The following is a 17959-nucleotide window of genomic DNA, read 5'->3' as shown; positions in this document are numbered from 1 at the left end:
CCACCACCGTGGCGCGCCCTCCACCAAGCGACGACCCTACCGGCAGCCGGCCGGGTCAGCCCGCGCGCAGCGGGCGGCCCACGTCGTGCAGGTGCGCCAGCGCCTGCCGGTACGACTCGATCAGCCCGGTCTCCGCGTACGGGACGCCCTGCTCCGCGCAGTACGCCATCACCAGCGGCCGGGCCCGGCGCAGGTTGGCGCGGGGCATGTTCGGGAACAGGTGGTGCTCGATCTGGTAGTTGAGCCCGCCCAGCGCCAGGTCGACGAGCCGGCCACCGCGTACGTTGCGCGAGGTGAGCACCTGCTTGCGCAGGTAGTCCAGCTCGTCCTCGTCGGTGGGCATCGGCATGCCCTTGTGGTTCGGGGCGAACGAGCAGCCCATGTAGAGGCCCCACAGCCCCTGATGCACGGCCGCGAACACCAGCGCCTTGGCCGGGGACATGACCGCGAACAGCAGACCGAGGTAGCCGGCGGCGTGGGCGGCGAGCAGCAGCGCCTCCACCGCGCGGTGCCGCATCGGCACCCGCCACCGCCCGTCCGGTTCGCGGTCGACGAGCGCCCGCACGCTCGCCACGTGCAGCGCCAGCCCTTCCAGCAGCAGCAGCGGGAAGAACAGCCACGCCTGGCGGCGGGCCATCCACCGGCCCAGGCCGCGCGTGGCGCTCGCCTGCTCGTACGTCCACACCAGCGCGCCCGCGCCGACGTCCGGGTCCTCGTCGGTGTGGTTCGGGTTGGCGTGGTGGCGGTTGTGCTTGTCGACCCACCAGCCGTAGCTGAGCCCGACGGCGAGGTTGCCGGCGACCAGCCCGGCCGCCTCGCTGGGCCCGCGCCGCCGGAACATCTGCCGGTGCCCGGCGTCGTGGCCGAGGAACGCCACCTGTGTGGTGGCCACCGCCATCACCACCGCAAGCGGCACCTGCCACCACGAGTCACCGACGAGCGCCACCACGGCCCAGCCGGCCAGGAACGCGCCGAGCGTGAGCGCGATCCGCAGCGCGTACCGGCCGGGCCGCCGCTCGAACAGTCCCGCCTCGGCGATGCGGCGGGACAGCCGCGCGTAGTCGCTGCCCCGCCGTGCCGCGGGTTCCGTCGACGTGGAAGAAGTCATGTCGCCCCCCGATGCGCGAGCCACGCTCTCGTACGCGACTCTCCGTCACCGATTCTGGCGAGGATCGTCGCCGTGGGTAATCCCGCAGACCCCCGGCTCGGGGGTGGTGCTGTCCCTACCCCGCCGGGCCGGACCCGGGCAAACGATCTTCGTCACACCGCAGCAAGCCCACGCATCGGTGGGCGCACCCCCTCTGACCAGCTAATCTGTACGTAAAGATGAGTGCCGTTCATCCGAACGGTCAGCCGTGCCGGACGCACGGTCATCGACAGACGGGAGACATTGCGGTGCGTGGATTGACAGACAAGGTGGTGCTCGTGACGGGCGGCGGCTTCAGCCCCGACCAGGTCGGCTCCGGACTCGGCATGTCCATGTGCGTCGAGCTGGCCGCCGAAGGCGCGAAGGTCGTCGTCTCCGACCTCTCCCTGGAACGCGCCGAGGCGACTGTCACCCGCGTCAAGGAAGCCGGCGGCGACGCGGTGGCGGTGGCGGCCGACGTCACCGACGAGGACTCGGTACGCGCCATGGTGAGCGCCGCCCTCGACGCGTACGGGCGCATCGACGTGCTGGTGAACAACGCCGGCGTGTTCGGCGCGTACGTGCCGCTGCTGGAGATCGAGAACAAGCAGTGGGACCGCGTCATGGAGGTCGACCTGAAGGGCGTCTTCCTCGCCACAAAGGCCACGTTGCCGCACATGCTGGAGCGCGGCAAGGGTGTCGTGATCAACGTGTCGTCGGCGTCCGGCCTGGTCGCCAGCGAGGTCGGCGCGGAGTACACCACCGCCAAGCACGGCGTCATCGGGCTCACCAAGCAGATCGCCTACGACTACGGCCACCAGGGCATCCGCGCTGTGGGCATCGGCCCCGGCGTGATCAAGACCGCCGCCTTCGAGGGCGCGGAGATCACCAGCGACTTCCCGTTCTACGACCTGACCATGCAGGCGCCCGCCGGCCGGTACGGCGAACCGCACGAGATCGCCCGCGCGGTCTGCTTCCTCGCCAGCGACGACGCGTCGTTCATCCACGGCCACACCATCCCGGTCGACGGCGGCTCGCCGATCAGGTGAGGCGCACCGGCGCAGCGAAGCCCTCTCACCACAGTCGGTGAGAGGGCTCGCCGCTCGGGTCAGCCGAGCCGGGCCACGGCCTCGCGCAGCCGGACCAGATCACGCCGGCGCCGCTCGTAGGTGGCGGCCAGCCCGATCAGCAGCAGCCCGCCCACGCCCAGGAAGAGCCAGCGGGGCAGCAGGTCCCAGCCCCGGGCCAGCTCGTGCAGCGCCAGCGGCACCAGCGTGGCCGAGCCCAGCACCACCGGCGCCTGCCAGCGCCGGGCCGCCCCGCCCAGCACCACCGCCACCGCCGCCGCGCCGAGCGCGAGCCGCCGCCACGGCTGCGGCTCACCGGAGACGAGCACCGACACGAGGCTCGGCAGGAACGCCGCGCCGAGCGCCGGACCGAGCGTCAGCCAGCTGGTCAGCCCGGGCCGGCGTCGCAGCGCCAGCAGCCCGGCGCCCAGGGCGAGCGCCGCCGCCGGCAGCGTGTACGCCTCCAGCACGACCACCCCGCGCGCGGCCAGCACCAGCCACCCACCGACCAGTTCGCTGCCGGCGGCCACCGCGGCCAGCACGCGACGCCCGCCCGGCGACTCGCTCCGGCGCAGCACCCGGACCGCGACGGCCACGCCCCACAGCACGCAGACCGCCGCCGCGTGCCGCAACGAGCCGCCGGTGAGCAGCAGCGCGAGCAGCGCCACCGCCTGCGCCGCCGCCTCCAGCGCCCACGCGCCGGCCCGCCCGACGCCGCCCGGACCCCCGGACCGGACCACGCGCAGCAGCGGCGCCGCGTGCAGCGTCACGGCCGCGACGGCCAGGACCGCGAACGCCCCGGTACGCAGCGACTGCCCGGCCGTCAGCGACGCGACGAGGGCGAACCCGGTGGCCGCCGCGACGGCGCCCAGCCACCCCACGATCCGGACCACCGCCGGCCGTCCGGCAGCCCCGGTCACCGCCCCGGCCACCACCAGCACACCGAGCGCGGCGAGCGTCCCGGCCCGGGTGGCGAGCAGACCACCGAACCCGGGTACGGCCAGCACCACGGCCAGCGGCACGAGCACCGCCCGGTACGCCCCGGTCAGCGCGGCGGTCAGCAACGCGGCCAGCCCGACCCCGAACGCCGTCGCCGGCACCACCGGCCAGGGCGCGCCGGCCGCCTCGGCCAGCACCGGCAGCGCCACCGCGCCGAACGGCGCCCCGGCGACCCACCACGCGACGCGGCGACCCGTCGCGGCGTACGCCCCGGCGGCGACGCCCAGGAGCAGCAGCACCAGCCCGGCGCGGGCGGTCCCGGCGGAAGCCGCCGCGGCGGCGGGCACCCCGGACCCGGGCCGCACCGGCAGGCCCGCGAGCACCAGCAGCACGGTCCGCGCCGTGGCCAGCAACGCCACCACGGCCAGCGCGGCGCCGACCGCGCGCGGGGCGGCCACCGGCCGGGAGCCACCCCCGGCGGCGAGCGCCAGCAGGACCCCCGCCGCCGCGTAGAGCGCCACCGGTTCCCCGCCCGGCGCGACGAGCGGCACCAGGCCGGTCCCGGCGAGCGCCACGGCGAGCCCGGTCGAGGCGTACCCGCTCAGGTCGGTCCACAGGCGACGGACGGCGAGGACGACGACCACCGGCACCACGACGGCGGCGGCCGCACCCCGCAGTTGCCACCACGGCGGCGCGCCGAGGCCGAACAGCGCGACGGCCACCGCCGCCGGTACGGCGACCAGCGCCACCGCGAGCGCGACGCCGCCGACGACCGGCTGCGCGCCCAGCCCGCGCCGGCCCAGCCCGGCCACCGTCACGCCGAGCAGCGCCGTCACGGCGAGCACCGCCACCGCCCCGCCGGGCGCGGCGACGCCGACCAGCAGCGCGTGCCCGAACAGCACCGCGGCGGCCGACGCGGCGACCGGGACGACCACCCGGCCCGGGCGCGGCCTGGCCACCGCCGCCAGCAGCAGCGCGGCGGCCGCCACGAGGTCCACCACCAGCACCAGCGGCCACGGCACGGCCGTCACGGCCGGCGCGGCGAGCGCGACCAGCCCGGCGGCGATCACACCGACCAGCGGCCGGCCCGCCCGGGGCGTCAGCAGCGCGACCGCGCCGGCGGTCAGCAGCAGGGCCGCCGGGAGCTGCCAGCCCCAGGACGGGACCGGCACGTCCCGCCCGCCCTGCCAGGCCGGGAACGAGGCGCTCGCGGTCGCCGCGCCGACCACGCCGGTGAGCACGACGGTGACCTGGCCCAGCGCGGCGGCCACCGCGAGCACGCCCACGAGCGGACCGGTCCGCACCGGCGCGGGCAGCGCCCGGACCGCACCGGCGAGCGCCGCCACCACGAGGCCGGCGGCGATCAGCAGCAGCCCGGAACGCAGCTCGGCGACCGGCCGGATCAACGCGCCCGCGAGCACCGGCGCCAGCAGTCCGGTGGTGGTCGCGCGCCAGAACCGGCCGCCGGCCGCGACCGCGCCCGCGACCGCTGCCAGCACCACCAGCAGCAGCGGGCCACCGGCCAGCAGCGGCGTGCCCGCCGCGTGGCCGACCGCCAGCGGCACCAGCGCGCAGCCGGCCGCCAGGACCAGCGCCACGCCGTGCCCGGTCCAGCCCAGCACCAGCCCGGCCGCCACCGCGGCGCGGTTGCCGGAGGTACGGCGGCGCAGCGCCACCACCACCGCGAGGTCGCCGAGCGCCACGGCGGTCAGCACCAGCGCCCAGCCGGCGGCGGTGGGCCGGAACGCGGCCACGGCCAGGGGCAGCACCGGCTGCGCCAGCAGCCACGCCGCGAACCAGGGTGCGGTGAGCCGGCTGACCAGCGCGTATCCGGCCGCCACCGCGGTACTGACGGCAGCGACCAGCGCCGCGTACCGGCTGCCGGGCAGGCCGGTCACCCCGAACAGGTCCACCGACCAGGCGGCGTACCCGTCCAGGACCACCAGCAGCAACGCCACCGAGGCGAGCGTCTCGGCGGTGCCGCGCAGCCCGCGCGCCCGGGCGACGAGCGGCGCGGCCAGAGCAAGCGCGGTGACCGCCAGCAGGACCAGCGCCCGGCCGGTCACCCCGAACGTGGCCCAGGCGACAGCGGTGAACACCACGGCGGCGGTGCCGAGCAGCAGTCCACCCAGGACGAACAGCAGCCCCTGCACCGCCCGGGTGGAGGTTTCCGCGCCGCCGGGGCGTACCGGGGCGGGGGCCTGCGGGATTTGACGCGGCGGCGGCGCCGGGAGCGGCGCGGGACCGGCGGCGCCCGGCACGGGGATCTCCTGACGGATCCGGGCGGCCAGCGCCGACCGCCGCTGCCGGGCCGTGGACAGGCGGCCGGACAGATCGTGGTACGCGAGCCGGGCCGCCTCGACGCGCGGCGCCAGCTCGGTGATCTCCCGGTCCAGCCGGACCACCTCGGCGGCGGGCGGGTAGGGCGGACGGCCGCAGGTGCGGCATCCGGCGACGAGGTCGGCCGGGGCGCCGCAACCGGGGCAGGGGTAGCCGGTGTTCTCCACCCCGCCAGCTTCGTCAGCGGCGGGGCGGACGGACAGAGTAGGAGTACCTAGGGCCGGGTCTGCTCGTGTACCCAGGTGGTGTACGCGGGGTTGCCGCTGTCCTCCCGGCTGACCAGGATCTCCGGCACCTCGTACGGGTGGTTGGCGCGGAGCTGGTCGACCAGGGCGTCGACCCGGTCCGGTGCGGTCTTGAACCGTACCTGCCACTCGGCGGTGGTCTGGATCGCCGACTGCCACCAGTAGGTGCTGTCCACCGGGCCGCCGACCTGGGCGCAGGCCGCGAGTCGGCCGGCGACGGCCGCGGCCGCCAACACGTCCGCCACCCCGCGGGCGTCCACCACAGTCGTCACCACGCAGATCTGGTCCACCAGCGCACCCTACGCGGCGGACCTGGCACCGCGCTGAACACGCGCGGCGATTCCGCTCAGGCGTCGTCGGCCGTGCCGTTGCGGTTGGCCGCGATCCAGGTGTCGATGCGGGCCCACCAGTCGAACAGCCAGTCGATGCGTTCCTGCTCGCCGGTCGGGACCTCCTCCGGCGGCACCGACCAGAACCGCATCACGATCCGCTTGTCCATCGGCAGCTCGCGCCACACGTCCGCGACGGTGAGCATCTGGTCCAGGCCGGTGTGCGCCACGAAGATCACCCCGGCGTCCGGCGCGGCGTCGAGCGCGGCGAGCAGCCCGCCCGGCTGCGGGGCGAGCACGTGCTGCATCCGCTCGGCCCGCCGCGCCATCCGTTCCAGGCCGAGCGACCGCAGCCGGTCGATCGCGCGCAGCCGCCGCGACGGGGTGAAGTTGCCGCCCTCCGGGAAGATCACGAAGGCGTCGTCGTCGTCCAGGCCGGTGGCCAGGTGCGCGATCTGCCGCACCACCGACCCCCGCCCGTCCGGCCCGGCCGCGATGAACCGGTTGGGCAACCGGTTGAGCAGCACGTCGATGGCCGGATCCCACTGGAGCGTCTCCTTGAGCACGATCCGGGGTTCCCGCTTGAACCAGTTCACCAGCGCGTGGATCAGGATGAACGAGTCGCCCGGCCCGGCGTGCCGGCAGACCACCAGTTCGGGGCGGCCCGGCAGGGCGGTGTCCGGGTCGGTGCCGACCACGTCGATGCTCAGCCGCAGCGTCCACCGGGCCTGCCAGAACATGAACCGCAGGAACCAGCCGGCCAGCACGTAGTGGGCCCGCTGGAAGGCCGGCGCGCGCTTGTACGCGCCGAAGCCCGAGGCGAGCCAGAGCAGGAACAGGGCGAGCAGCGCGGCGGCGTCCCAGACCAGGTAGACGGTGCCGATCCAGAGCAGCCGCAGCGGGCGCAGCCGTCCCGGCACCAGCGGGGACGCGGCGAGCGCCAGCAGCGCCCAGCCGGGCAGCGTGGTCACCACGAAGACGGCCAGCAGCACCACTCCAGGAGCGAGCACCAGCCGGCGTAGCCAGCGGGGTGGCATCGGCATTCAGCGCTCCAGCGCGGTGTCCAGGTATCGGCGGGAGGCAGTGTACGCCCGGCTGATCCGCCGGCCCACCGCCGCGGTGTCCCGGTACGCCCACGGGCTGTCGTCGCGCGGCTCCAGCCCGCCGGTGGGCAGCACGTGCACCTCCACGTCCTCGGGCAGCGCCGCCATCTCCCGCGCGAACCGGTGCCGGCGGGCGATCTCGAACGCCACCTGGGCGATCTCCCAGGGGCGGCGCGGCGGGCTCAGCTCACGCTCTATCCGGCCCACCTGGAGCACGAAGATCTGCTTCGCGCCGAGCAGCACCGCCTCGCCGACCGGGATCGAGTTGACCACGCCGCCGTCGATGTAGTGCTGGCCGTCGATCTGGGTCGGGGGCAGCAGCCCGGGCACCGAGGCGGAGGCGAGCACGGCCGGCACCAGCGGCCCGCTGTGGAACCAGTGCTCGGCGGCGCGCTCGATGTTCGCGGCGCAGCAGCGGAACGGCACGGCCAGGTCGGCGAAGGTGGTGTCCTCGCCCAGTGTGCTCTCCAGCAGGCGGTACAGCGGCCGGGGCGAGTGCAGGTGGGTACGGGCGGCGAACCGGCGCAGCTGGCGGGCGACCGAGTCGCCGTACACCTCGCTGGCCTCGGGCGACGCCCAGAGCCGGACCAGCCGGTCGGTGACCGCCTCGGTCGGGTCGGCGGCGACCAGGGCGCCGTTGACCGCGCCGATCGAGGTGCCCAGCACCAGGTCGGGTTTGATCCGGGCGCGGAACAGGGCGCGCAGCATCCCCACCTCGACCGCGCCGAGCACTCCCCCGCCGCCGAGCACGAACGCCACCGGACCTGCTGCCATGACGTTCATCCTGGCACGCGGCCCACAGCCGGCCGGGCGGACCGTCCCCGCTGGTCCCGGCGGTGACCGGGAGCCATCACGGATGCGCGCCGCGCGATCGGCGCCGCGCGGACTGTTGACAGGTAAGACACATTCACGCAACCTGATAGCGCTCCCGAGCCCAGGCAGGTGCGAGCTGATGGCGACACTCCAGGCCGGCCGCCTGCTGGCCCGTCGGTACCGGCTCATCGACCGGATCGGCGCCGGTGGCATGTCGGTGATCTGGCGGGCCCGCGACGAGGTGCTCGACCGGGTGGTGGCGGTCAAGGTGCTCGCGCCCTCGCTCGCCGCGGACGCCCGGTTCCGCGACATGGTGCGCGAGGAGGCCCGCTCGGCCGCCCAGCTCGACCATCCACATGTCACGGCCGTGCACGACTACGGCGAGACGGTGGCGCCGGACGGCTCGATCACCTCGTTCGTGGTGATGGAGCTGCTCGCCGGTGAGGAGCTGGAACACCGGCTCACCGAAGGGCCGCTGCCCTGGCCGGAGGCGGTGGAGACCGGCGCGCAGGTGGCCGAGGCGCTCGCCGCCGCGCACCGGCTCGGCATCGTGCACCGGGACGTGACCCCGGCCAACGTGATGATGACCGGCACCGGGGCGAAGGTGCTCGACTTCGGCATCGCCACCCGGGTCGGGACGCCGGACGACGACGAGGACGGCGGCACGTTCGGCACCCCCGCGTACGTGGCGCCGGAACGGCTGGACGGGGCGCCGGCCCAGCCGGCCACCGACGTCTACTCGCTCGGCGTGCTGCTGTTCGAGACGCTGACCGGGCACCCGCCGTACCCGGCGGAGACCTGGGAGGAGCTCAGCGCCGCGCTCGCGGAGAGCCCGGAGCCCAGCCTCGACGGCGTACCGGGGCTGCCGGGACCGGTCGCGGAGATCTGCCTGCGCTGCCTGGCCCGCGACCCGCGACAGCGGCCCACCGCGCACCGGGTGGCGGCCGTGCTGCGCGACCAGATGCTGCCCGCCGACCCGCAGGCCGCCACCATGCTGGCGCCCACCATGACGCTGCCCGCGCTGCCGCCGTCGTCTGCTCCCCCGCCGCCCGGGCCGGCCGCGGACCCGGTCCCGCCGGGCAACCCGGCCGCCGCGCCGAGCCGGCGGCGCGTCCTCGCGCTCGCGGCGGCAGGCGTGGCGGTGGTCGCCGCCGCCGCGCTGCTCGTGCCCACGCTGACACCGGACCGGCCGGAGGACCCCCGGGTGCTGCCGACCGCCGGGCCGGTCCAGCCGCCGTCCACCGTCGCGCCCGTGCCGGAGCCGCCGGTCGTCACGGCGCCGGCCACACCGTCGAGCGCGCCCGCCACCGGCGGCAACCGTCCGCCCGCGACCGGCCAGCCCGACGCCGCCGAACGGGTCGACGGGCTGATCGAGGCCGGGCTGGCGGAGGGTCAGATCCGCGAGGACGTCGGGGTGGACCTGCGCAACCTGCTGCGCAACGCGGTCGCCGCGAGCGGTGAGGGCGAGGTGACCGCCGCCGTGGACCGGCTCCGCGACAAGATCGACGAACGCCGCCGCGAGGGCAGCATCACCCCCGGGTACGCGCGGCGACTCGACGCGGCCGCCGCGGAACTCGTGGCCGGGCAGACCTGACCGGTCAGCCCGCGACCGCGGGCGCGACCGCCCGGGGTGCCCGTGCGCCCGCTCGCGCGGCCAGGAAGCCCCGGTAGACCGCCTCGTAGTCGGCGGCCATCCGCTCCACCGAGAAGTTCTCCGCGACATGCGCGACGCAGTCCGCCGGATCCAGGCCGGCTGCCGCCGACAACGCCGCCGGCAGCTCGTCGGCGTCGTCGCAGACGAACCCGGTGACCCCGGAGCGGACCAGCTCCGGCACCGCGCCCCGGCGCAGCGCCACCACCGGGGTGCCGGTCGCCATCGCCTCCACCATCACCATGCCGAACGGCTCCGCCCACTGGATCGGCATGATCAGGCAACGGGCCTCCAGCAGCAGCCGCCACGCGGCCTCGCGGTCGGCGTTCAGCACGAGCGTGACGTCGTCGCCCAGCAGCGGCCGTACCACCTGTTCCAGGTAGCGGCGCTCGGCCGGCTCGTTGCACTTGCCGGCCAGCGTGAGCGGCAGCCCGGCCGCCCGGCACGCCGCGATCGCCACGTCCGGGCCCTTGTCCGGGCTGAACCGGGCCAGCCAGAGCACCGGTCCCGTCCCGGGCGCCCGCTTGCGCGGGACGTCCCGCAGCGGCATCGCGTTGTGCACCGTGCCGGCCCAGGGCAGCCCCGGATTCGCCCGGCGCTGCGCGTGCGAGATCGCGACCAGGCCCACCCCCCGGTCGGTGTTGCCGAGCACGGTGCCGTACTCGCCCACCGGGTTGCCGTGCACGGTCGCGACAGTGGGCACCCGGCGGCGTCCGGCCACCAGCGGGCCGATCGTGCTGTGGTCGTGCACCAGATCGAAGTCCGCCGGGCCGATCAGGCGGTCGACGTGGGCCAGGTGCGCCAGCTCGGGCAGCGACTCGCCCATCCGCTCGTACTGCAGCTCGTCGCAGGTGGAGACGAAGTCGGCCGAGGTGCCGTGCCCGGTCCCCGCCCCGAACAGCGTCACCGCGTGCCCCCGCTCGACGAGCGCGTCGACCAGTCCCGCGACCAGCGTCTCCAGCCCGCCGTAACCGGGCGGCGGCACCGACAGCCAGGGCGGCACCACCATCGCGATCCGCAGCGGCCCGGCCCGCCAGCGCTCCGAGGACTGCTGGTTCACGGCCACGAGTCCTCCCCGCTCGGTCCCCGGCGTACCCGCTGGGTCGCGGGTTCCCGGCCCGGCCCGCGGTAAACGACACGCCGTCGGCTCAGCCGGACACCACGATCCCGACGTGCACCTCACGTACGCCCGGCAGGGCCCACGCGGCCCGTTCCGCCTCCTCGCGCTGCCACCAGGCGCCCACGACGCCGTCGAGCACCACAGTGTCGCCGTCGACCCGGGCGTCGATGCGCTCGGTGCCGGTCCGCCGCAGCAGCAGGCGGCGCAGGTCGAGGCGCTGCTGCTCGTCGCTGGGCGGGGCCGGGGGCCGTACCTCGATCAGGTTCGTCACCCCGCGTACGCCGCGCAGCCGGCGCAGCTCACGCTCGGCGGTACGGCGCTGGAAGCCGAACTCGACCTCGCCCCGGAGCATGACCCAGCCGGCGGCGACCGTCACGTCCAGCCGTTCGGCCGGCACGAAGCTGTCCCACTCCAGCGCCCGGCCGGCCGCGATCGCGATGTCGGCGTCGGTACGCCGGTCCGTGGCGGTCAGGTCGACCTCCAGGTCGCTGGCGACCGCGCGCACCCCGCGTACCCGGTGGGCGCAGCGCTCGACGGCCCACCTCCGCGCGTAGCTGTCCACCCGCCCGGTGAGCGTGACGACGCCGTCGGCGACCGTCACGCCGACGTCGGTGGCCCGGGTCTGCGCGTCCCAGTCCAGTTCGGCGAGGACGTCGCGCTGGATCTGCTGGTCGGTACGCACGGTGGACGTGGTGGTCATGCCCCCAGCGTGGCCCGGTTGCGGGTGAGCCGGTCTCACCCGCACCGGGTGAGAAAGAGGACGGGCGGCGGGCGACGGAGCCAACCCCCTTGGCTCCGTCGCCCGCCGCCCAGGAGGGAGGCAGGTCTTCGGGACTATGACGTCTCGGCGAGCGTCACGGTTGCGGTCTCGGCGGATCCGTTTCGCTTGTACTCGACCTCGACCCGGTCGCCGACCTTGCCGGCCTGCACCGCGCCGACCAGATCGTTCGAGTCGTTGATCACCTTGTCGCCGAACTTGGTGATCACGTCGCCGCGCTGGAGCCCGGCCTTCTCGGCGGGGCTGCCCGGAGTGACGGCGGCGACGAGCGCGCCGCCGTCCTCGGCACCGTTCACGCTCACCCCGAGCGAGGGGTGGCTGATCTTCTCGCCGCGCTGGAGCTTCTCGGCCACGTCCTTGGCCTTGTTGCTCGGGATGGCGAAGCCCACGCCGATGTTGCCGGTGCTGCCCTGCCCGGCGGTGGCGATGGCGGTGTTGATGCCGATCACCTCGCCCCGGGTGTTGACGAGCGCGCCGCCGGAGTTGCCCGGGTTGATCGGGGCGTCGGTCTGCAGCAGGCCGGAGATCGAGCTGGCGCCCTGCTGCGGGTTCTGCTGGCCGCTGCCCGCCTGGATGGTGCGGTCGCGGGCGCTGAGGATGCCGGCGGTGACCGAGCCCTGCAGGCCGAGCGGGCTGCCCAGGGCGAGCACCTGGTCACCGACCTGCATGGCGTCACTGTCGCCGAACTTCGCCGCCTTCAGGTCGCTGACCCCGCTGGCCTGGACCACCGCGAGGTCGGTCTTCGGGTCGGTCCCGACGATCTTGGCGGTCGCGCTCTTGCCGTTGGCGAAGACCACCCGGACGGTGTCGCCACCGGCGCCGGCGACCACGTGGTTGTTCGTCAGCACGAACCCGTCGGCGCTGAGGATCACCCCGGATCCCTCACCGCTGCCCGTCATGATCGTGACGATGCTGTCCTGGACGGACGCCGCGATCTTGGGCAGGTCGGCGCTGTTGATGATCGGGGCGGCGGAGTAGGTGCGGGTCGGGCCGTCCCCGTCGAGCGCGAGCGCCAGCGCGCCGCCGGCCACGCCCGAGCCGAACATCAGCGCCAGCGCCAGCGCGCCCACGCCGATGACCTTCCCGGCCCGGCTGGGCCGCGCCGGCTGGGGCGTGCCCCACGGCGGGGTCGGCTGCCCGGCCTGGTACGGCTGGTAGCCGTGCTGCCCGTGCTGTCCCTGGTACGGCTGCGCCTGGTACGACGGGACCGGCCCGCCGCTGTGCGGCGCCGACTGGTAGCCCGAGCCGCTCTGCTGCTGGGCCCAGCCGTGCTGCTGGTGCTGCTGCCCGTACCAGGGGTGCTGCTGCTGCGCCGCGGCCTGGTACGGCGTCCCGCCCTGCGGCGGGTACGGGCCGGCCGGCGGAGCGGCCGGGTTCGTGGTTCCGGCCTGCGCCGTGGTTCCGGCGGCCGGGGTGTCGGCCGGAACCGGCGCGGCGGCCGGTGTGTTCGAGGTGTTCGAGGAGTCCGACGTCCCGCTCTCGACGCGGGGCAGCTCGGCGGTGTGGTGCGACGGCTCGGCGTCGGCGGGGGCCGGCGACCGCTGCGGATCGGTCTCGTGGTCGGTCATGCCCCCAGCTTTCCCTGTGGCACTGTCATCAGCCTGGAATCCGCCTGGAAGTTTTCTGAACGTCACTCGCCCGGCTCGGGCGCCTCGGGCAGCAGCGGCAGCTTCACCCGGAACGTCGCCCCACCGCCGGGGGTCTTGTCCACCTCGACGGTGCCGTGGTGCGCGGCCACGAGCGCGGCCACGATGGCCAGGCCGAGGCCGGTGCTGATCGGCCCGCCGGCCCGCCGGGTACGGGCGGCGTCCACCCGGTAGAACCGTTCGAAGACCCGCTCGGCCTGCTCCGGCGTGAGGCCGGGACCAGTGTCCGCCACCTCCACCACGGCGAGGTTGCCCGCCTCCGCCCGCAGCCGCAGCGTCACCGAGGCGTCCGGTGGGGTGTGGGTGAGCGCGTTCGTCATCAGGTTGCCGATCACCTGGCGCAGCCGGGCGTCGTCGCCGAGCACCACCAGCGGGCCCGCGCCCGGATCCCGCTCCAGCTCGATCCGCCGGTCCGGGGCGACCACCCGGGCCGCCTCCACCGCGTCCGAGGCCAGCACCGGCAGCTCGACCGGGGCCAGCGCGATCGGCCGTTCCCGGTCCATCCGCGCCAGCAACAGCAGGTCCTCCACCAGCAGCCCCATCCGGGCCGCCTCGTCCTCGATGCGGCGCAGCAGGTCGGCGGTCTGCTCCGGCGCGCGCGCCGCGCCCTGCCGGTACAGCTCGGCGAAGCCCCGGATCGTGGTCAACGGCGTCCGCAGCTCGTGCGAGGCGTCGGCGATGAACTGCCGCATCCGCTCCTCGGACCGGCGGGCCCGCGCCTCCGACGCCTGCGCGTACGCGGCCGCGTCCCGCGCGCCCATCTCGGCGCTGCGCGCCGCCGCCTCGGAGGCCGCCCGCGCGGTGAACGCGGCCTCGATCTGCGCCAGCATCGCGTTCAGCGCCCGGGACAGGCGACCCAGCTCGGAGGTCGGGCACGGCCGTCCCATCTCCGGGTCGGGCACGCGCCGGGTCAGGTCGCCGCCGGCGATGGCGGCCGCCGTACGCTCTATCTCCACCAGCGGCTTCAGGCTGGTACGGACGATTCCGGCGCCGACGGACGCCAGCGAGATCAGCACCGCGCCCCCGACCAGGAGGTCTATCCACACCAGTCGCCCGACTGCGGAGTCGACGCCGGTGAGGTGCTGCCCGAGCGCGATGATCCGCCCGTCGGGCAGGGCGGTGTAGAGCATCCGCCACCGGCTCCGGCCGTCCTCGGAGCGCACGGTGAACGGGTCGCCCACGCGCTCCTGGTAGCCCGCGTAGTCGACGGGGAACCGGGGCAGTTCCTCATCGCGCAGGCCCTCGTAGCGCGTCGGCTCTTCCGGCAACTCGCCGGGCGCCATGACGGACGCCACGTAGTCCGACGGGATGGTGATCTTGATGGGGCCGCCACCGGCCTTGTCGAGCGTGTTGGCCACCGTGTACGCGCCGCCGCGAAGCTGGTCGTCCGCCTGCCCGATCAGATAGTTCCGCAGCAGGAACGCCGTCAGGCCGCTGATCACCACCAGCGCCACAGCCACGAGCGCGAGGACCGCGGCGACGAGCTTCAGCCGGAGCGGGACGCTGCGCAGCCTGCCCTTCGCGTCGTGGACGACGTTCACGCCGCCGGCTTGCGTAGCACGTAACCCACTCCCCGGAGCGTGTGGATCAGCCGCGGCTGGGTGTTGTCGACCTTGCGGCGCAGATAGGAGATGTACGACTCGACGATGTTGTCGTCACCGCGGAAGTCGTAGTTCCAGACGTGGTCGAGGATCTGCGCCTTGCTGAGCACCCGGTTGGCGTTGAGCATCAGGTAGCGCAGCAGCTTGAACTCGGTCGGCGAGAGCTGCACCCGCTGACCGGCGCGGTGCACCTCGTGCGTCTCCTCGTCCAGCTCCAGGTCGGCGAAGGTGAGCCGGGACGGGGTCTGGTCGCCGGTCGCGGTGCGCCGCAGCACGGCCCGGATCCGGGCGGTCAGCTCCTCCAGGCTGAACGGCTTGGTGACGTAGTCGTCGCCGCCCAGGGTGAGCCCGCGGATCTTGTCGTCGGTGGCGTCGCGCGCGGTCAGGAAGACCACCGGGGTACGGGTGCCGCCCTCGCGGAGCATCCGGATGACCTCGAAGCCGTCCAGGTCGGGCAGCATCACGTCCAGCACCACCAGGTCGGGCCGGTGGTCCTTGGCCGCGTTCAGCGCGGCGCTGCCGCTGGTCGCGGTGGCCACGTCGAAGCCCGCGAAACGCAGGCTCGCGGAGAGCAGTTCGAGGATGTTGGGATCGTCCTCGACCACGAGCAGTCGAGCCTCCGTCTGGGTAGCCGCCATGGGCCCCATCATCCGCGCTCCGGCTGCGGCCACGCTGGGTGGACCCTGGAAACAACCTGTGAGATCAGCGGAACAGCCGCCGCAGCCCTTCGGCCGCCCCGTCGAGCATCCGGATCGCGGTCCGGAGCTGGTTGTCACTGAGCCGCCGCGCCCGTACCAGCGCGCCGACCTCGACCGTGAACGCGGCCAGCCGCTTGTCGAACTCGGCGAGCAGCGGCGAGTCGTCCGGACGGGCCGATCCCCCGTCGCCCGCCGGACGGGCCGTGGCGGAGGCCGTCCACGCGCCCTGCCGGGTCTGCCGGGCCACCTCGCGCAGTTCGCGCTTCAGGTCGCGGACCGAGCCGCGTACCTCGTTGTGGATCTCACCGGCCAGCGCGGACAGGTCCTCGACCGCGGCGCCGATGTCGGCCTCCAGGGTCGACAGCTCGTCGGCGCGCTGCCGCAGTTCGGCGCGGCCCGCCTCGGTGATCTCGTAGACCTTGCGGCCGCCCACGGCGGTGTGCGTGACCAGGCCCTCCGCCTCCATCCGTTGCAGACGGGGGTAGATGGTGCCGGCGCTGGGCGCGTACAGGCCGAGGAAGCGGTCCTCCAGCAGGCGGATCAGCTCGTATCCGTGCTTCGGGCCGTCGTCGAGCAGCTTCAGCAGGTAGAGCCGGAGCCGGCCGTGGCTGAACACGGCGGTCACGGCAGCTCCTCCACGTCCTCGGCGGTCGCGACCGGGCGGGCGAGCAGCGCGATGCTGCCGGAGGTCGCGGAGGCCCAGAGCCTACCCGTACCGCCGCCGAGCACTCCGTGGCTGTCCTTGGTCGAACCGAAGCCGCGCTGCCCGCCGTCCACCTGCGGAAAGCCGCTGGTGATCTTGCCGGCGGTGGTGTGCAGGTGCACCGTGAGGTCGCTGTCCTCGCGAACCCGTACGGTGATGCTGCCGGAGATGGCGCTGAGCCGGATCTCGCTGCCCCGCGGGTTGTCCAGGTCGCAGGTGATCGAGCCGGAGACGGCGTGGGCGCGTACCCGCTCGGGCGCGCTGTCGGCGAGGATCAGCTCACCGGAGACCGTCTCCAGGTCGAGGTCGCCGCCGATGCCGAGCGCCTCGACCGGGCCGGAGATGACCTTGGCGCTGGTGCGTCCCCGCAACCCCCGCAGCGTGACCTCGCCGGACGTGACGTCGACCCTGGTGTCCCCGCGCAGGCCGGAGGCGACGAGCGTGCCGTCCACCAGGTGCAGGTCGGCGAGGACCTCGGCCGGTACGGCGACCGACACCTCGGCGCGATACCGGCGGTGGAAGCCGCCGAAGGACCAGAGCACGCCCGGCCACCGGGTCGGCCGCTCGTGCTGGACGGTCAGCCGGCCGTCGCGCATCTCGACCAGGAGTGGCCGCCGGCCGATCCGGGTGACGTCGACCCGTGCCGGGCCGTCCGTGGCGACCACGTTGAGCCGGCCGCTGACCAGCCGGACGTCGAGCCGGGTGACCGGCTCGTCCACCGTGATCCGCTGCGGGCTGTCGACCGTCCAGTTGGTCATGGCGTCCTCCCCTCGACGACGTACCGACCGACGGCACGTCGAGTAACACGGGGAGCGTAACGCGATACATCGCGACTGAACAAGCGCCTATCGCGACTGTGTCGCGTCTCCGACGCCGCTCGTCCGCCCGCAGCCGGTAGATCTTGGAAGCAAAAGGTCCCCATGACGGCCGTTTGCTTCCAAGATCTCTGACGGTCCGGCGCGACGCGCGCGCCGGTCAGGCCTGCGGACGGGCGGGGCCGGGCGGGGCCGGGCGGATCGCGGCCTCGGCGGCCCGGGCCAGCGCCCTACGGTCCGCCCCCGGCACCGGGTAGAGCGCGGCCCGCACCGTCACGACCACGGTCAGGTCCCGGGCGGCGAGCACCCGGCGCATCGAGGCCCACAGCGTCTCCTCGCCGAGGAAGGCGGCGAGCGTGCCCGGGTCACCGCCGTACCGGTAGGCGAGGTCCAGCGGCACCACCGGCGTGCCGGTGGCCACGGCGGCCTGGAACATCGCCGGGCGGAAGCCACCGGCCGGGCGACAGTCGGTGGCGGCGCCGCACCAGGTCGTACCCTCCGGGAAGACCGCCACCGGCCGCCCGGAGCGCAGCGACTCGGCCACGCGCGCGACGGTGGCGGGCAGGTCGCGCGGGCGGGACCGGTCCACGAACACGGTGCCCGCCGCGGCGGCGAGCGCACCCACCACCGGCCAGCGCCGCACCTCGCGTTTGGCCAGCATCCGGGCCGGCGAGACCGCCAGCACCGCCAGGACGTCCAGCCAGGAGACGTGGTTGGCGACCAGCAACGCCCGGCCGCGCGGCGCCCGGCCCCGGGCCACCAGCCGTACCCCGAGGGTATGCAGCGTCCACCGCGCCCAGCCGCGCGTCGCGGCCCGCCCACGCGCCGCCGGCAGCAGCGGCAGGAGCGCGGCCAGGCCGGCCCCGGCCAGCAGCATTCCGAGTACGCCGAGCAGCCGTCCCGCCCGGCGCAGGCGCGACACGTCCGGGGCCGCGGGCGACGGCAGACAGTCCGGTCCGCAGCCCGACGTGGTCCGCCACAGGCC

15 protein-coding genes are annotated in these 17959 nt (G+C 75.0%); 2 read left to right on the top strand and 13 right to left on the bottom strand.

The features are described 5' to 3' along the window. Window positions 1-55: 55 nt before the first annotated feature. Window positions 56-1108, bottom strand: a complete 1053-nt coding sequence (locus BAW75_RS19990) for a fatty acid desaturase family protein (RefSeq protein WP_104114521.1) — start codon at window positions 1106-1108, stop codon at window positions 56-58. Between the two features lie 287 nt (window positions 1109-1395). Between BAW75_RS19990 and BAW75_RS19985 the strand changes: the two genes are divergently transcribed. After that, the gene (locus BAW75_RS19985) at window positions 1396-2175 is read left to right on the top strand and encodes an SDR family NAD(P)-dependent oxidoreductase (RefSeq protein WP_082931086.1); all 780 of its coding nucleotides are present in this window, start codon (window positions 1396-1398) and stop codon (window positions 2173-2175) included. 59 nt (window positions 2176-2234) lie between these two features. Here BAW75_RS19985 and BAW75_RS19980 read toward each other — a convergent pair whose 3' ends face one another. Genes BAW75_RS19980 through BAW75_RS19965 form a run of 4 tightly spaced genes read right to left on the bottom strand, consistent with a single transcriptional unit; the run spans window position 2235 to window position 7923 of the window. Beyond that, window positions 2235-5639 (bottom strand): SCO7613 C-terminal domain-containing membrane protein, encoded by a 3405-nt coding sequence (locus tag BAW75_RS19980; RefSeq protein WP_104114520.1) that lies wholly within the window; start codon window positions 5637-5639, stop codon window positions 2235-2237. A gap of 47 nt (window positions 5640-5686) precedes the next feature. Further along, window positions 5687-6007, bottom strand: coding sequence for a divalent-cation tolerance protein CutA (cutA, locus tag BAW75_RS19975; protein ID WP_104114519.1), 321 nt, complete (start codon window positions 6005-6007; stop codon window positions 5687-5689). A gap of 56 nt (window positions 6008-6063) precedes the next feature. Next, window positions 6064-7089 carry a 1-acyl-sn-glycerol-3-phosphate acyltransferase gene (locus tag BAW75_RS19970; RefSeq protein ID WP_104114518.1) on the bottom strand — a complete coding sequence of 342 codons (1026 nt, stop codon included), beginning with the start codon at window positions 7087-7089 and terminating at the stop codon, window positions 6064-6066. After that, window positions 7090-7923: a patatin-like phospholipase family protein gene (locus tag BAW75_RS19965; RefSeq protein WP_043328558.1), complete on the bottom strand. Its 834-nt coding sequence runs from the start codon at window positions 7921-7923 to the stop codon at window positions 7090-7092. A 178-nt stretch (window positions 7924-8101) separates the two neighbouring features. On the opposite strand from BAW75_RS19965, the gene BAW75_RS19960 reads away from it, so the two are divergent. Continuing rightward, window positions 8102-9556, top strand: a complete 1455-nt coding sequence (locus BAW75_RS19960; RefSeq protein ID WP_104114517.1) for a serine/threonine-protein kinase — start codon at window positions 8102-8104, stop codon at window positions 9554-9556. A gap of 4 nt (window positions 9557-9560) precedes the next feature. Here the strand turns inward: BAW75_RS19960 and BAW75_RS19955 are convergent, their stop codons facing one another. The 8 genes from BAW75_RS19955 to BAW75_RS19920 form a co-directional block, all read right to left on the bottom strand. After that, window positions 9561-10622, bottom strand: a complete 1062-nt coding sequence (locus tag BAW75_RS19955) for a glycosyltransferase family 4 protein (protein WP_176722745.1) — start codon at window positions 10620-10622, stop codon at window positions 9561-9563. 139 nt (window positions 10623-10761) lie between these two features. Beyond that, window positions 10762-11433 carry a BON domain-containing protein gene (locus tag BAW75_RS19950; protein WP_104114516.1) on the bottom strand — a complete coding sequence of 224 codons (672 nt, stop codon included), beginning with the start codon at window positions 11431-11433 and terminating at the stop codon, window positions 10762-10764. Between the two features lie 134 nt (window positions 11434-11567). Next, the gene (locus tag BAW75_RS19945; protein WP_104114515.1) at window positions 11568-13079 is read right to left on the bottom strand and encodes a S1C family serine protease; all 1512 of its coding nucleotides are present in this window, start codon (window positions 13077-13079) and stop codon (window positions 11568-11570) included. A 62-nt stretch (window positions 13080-13141) separates the two neighbouring features. Beyond that, window positions 13142-14698 carry a sensor histidine kinase gene (locus BAW75_RS19940; protein ID WP_104114514.1) on the bottom strand — a complete coding sequence of 519 codons (1557 nt, stop codon included), beginning with the start codon at window positions 14696-14698 and terminating at the stop codon, window positions 13142-13144. Continuing rightward, window positions 14695-15396 (bottom strand): response regulator transcription factor, encoded by a 702-nt coding sequence (locus BAW75_RS19935; RefSeq protein ID WP_043328553.1) that lies wholly within the window; start codon window positions 15394-15396, stop codon window positions 14695-14697. The genes BAW75_RS19940 and BAW75_RS19935 overlap by 4 nt, the downstream gene beginning before the upstream one ends. A 64-nt stretch (window positions 15397-15460) precedes the next feature. Continuing rightward, complete coding sequence (locus tag BAW75_RS19930) at window positions 15461-16081, bottom strand: PadR family transcriptional regulator (protein ID WP_030503210.1); 621 nt, start codon at window positions 16079-16081, stop codon at window positions 15461-15463. After that, window positions 16078-16917 carry a DUF4097 family beta strand repeat-containing protein gene (locus BAW75_RS19925; protein ID WP_104114513.1) on the bottom strand — a complete coding sequence of 280 codons (840 nt, stop codon included), beginning with the start codon at window positions 16915-16917 and terminating at the stop codon, window positions 16078-16080. The genes BAW75_RS19930 and BAW75_RS19925 overlap by 4 nt, the downstream gene beginning before the upstream one ends. Before the next feature lie 217 nt (window positions 16918-17134). Then, a complete protein-coding gene (locus BAW75_RS19920; RefSeq protein ID WP_244206183.1) occupies window positions 17135-17956 on the bottom strand; it encodes a lysophospholipid acyltransferase family protein in 822 nt (273 codons plus the stop codon). Window positions 17957-17959 lie beyond the last annotated feature (3 nt).

Origin of the sequence: Micromonospora chalcea (assembly GCF_002926165.1) — a bacterium.
GTDB classification, from domain to species: domain Bacteria; phylum Actinomycetota; class Actinomycetes; order Mycobacteriales; family Micromonosporaceae; genus Micromonospora; species Micromonospora chalcea.
This window is presented reverse-complemented; position numbering and strand designations above follow the sequence as displayed.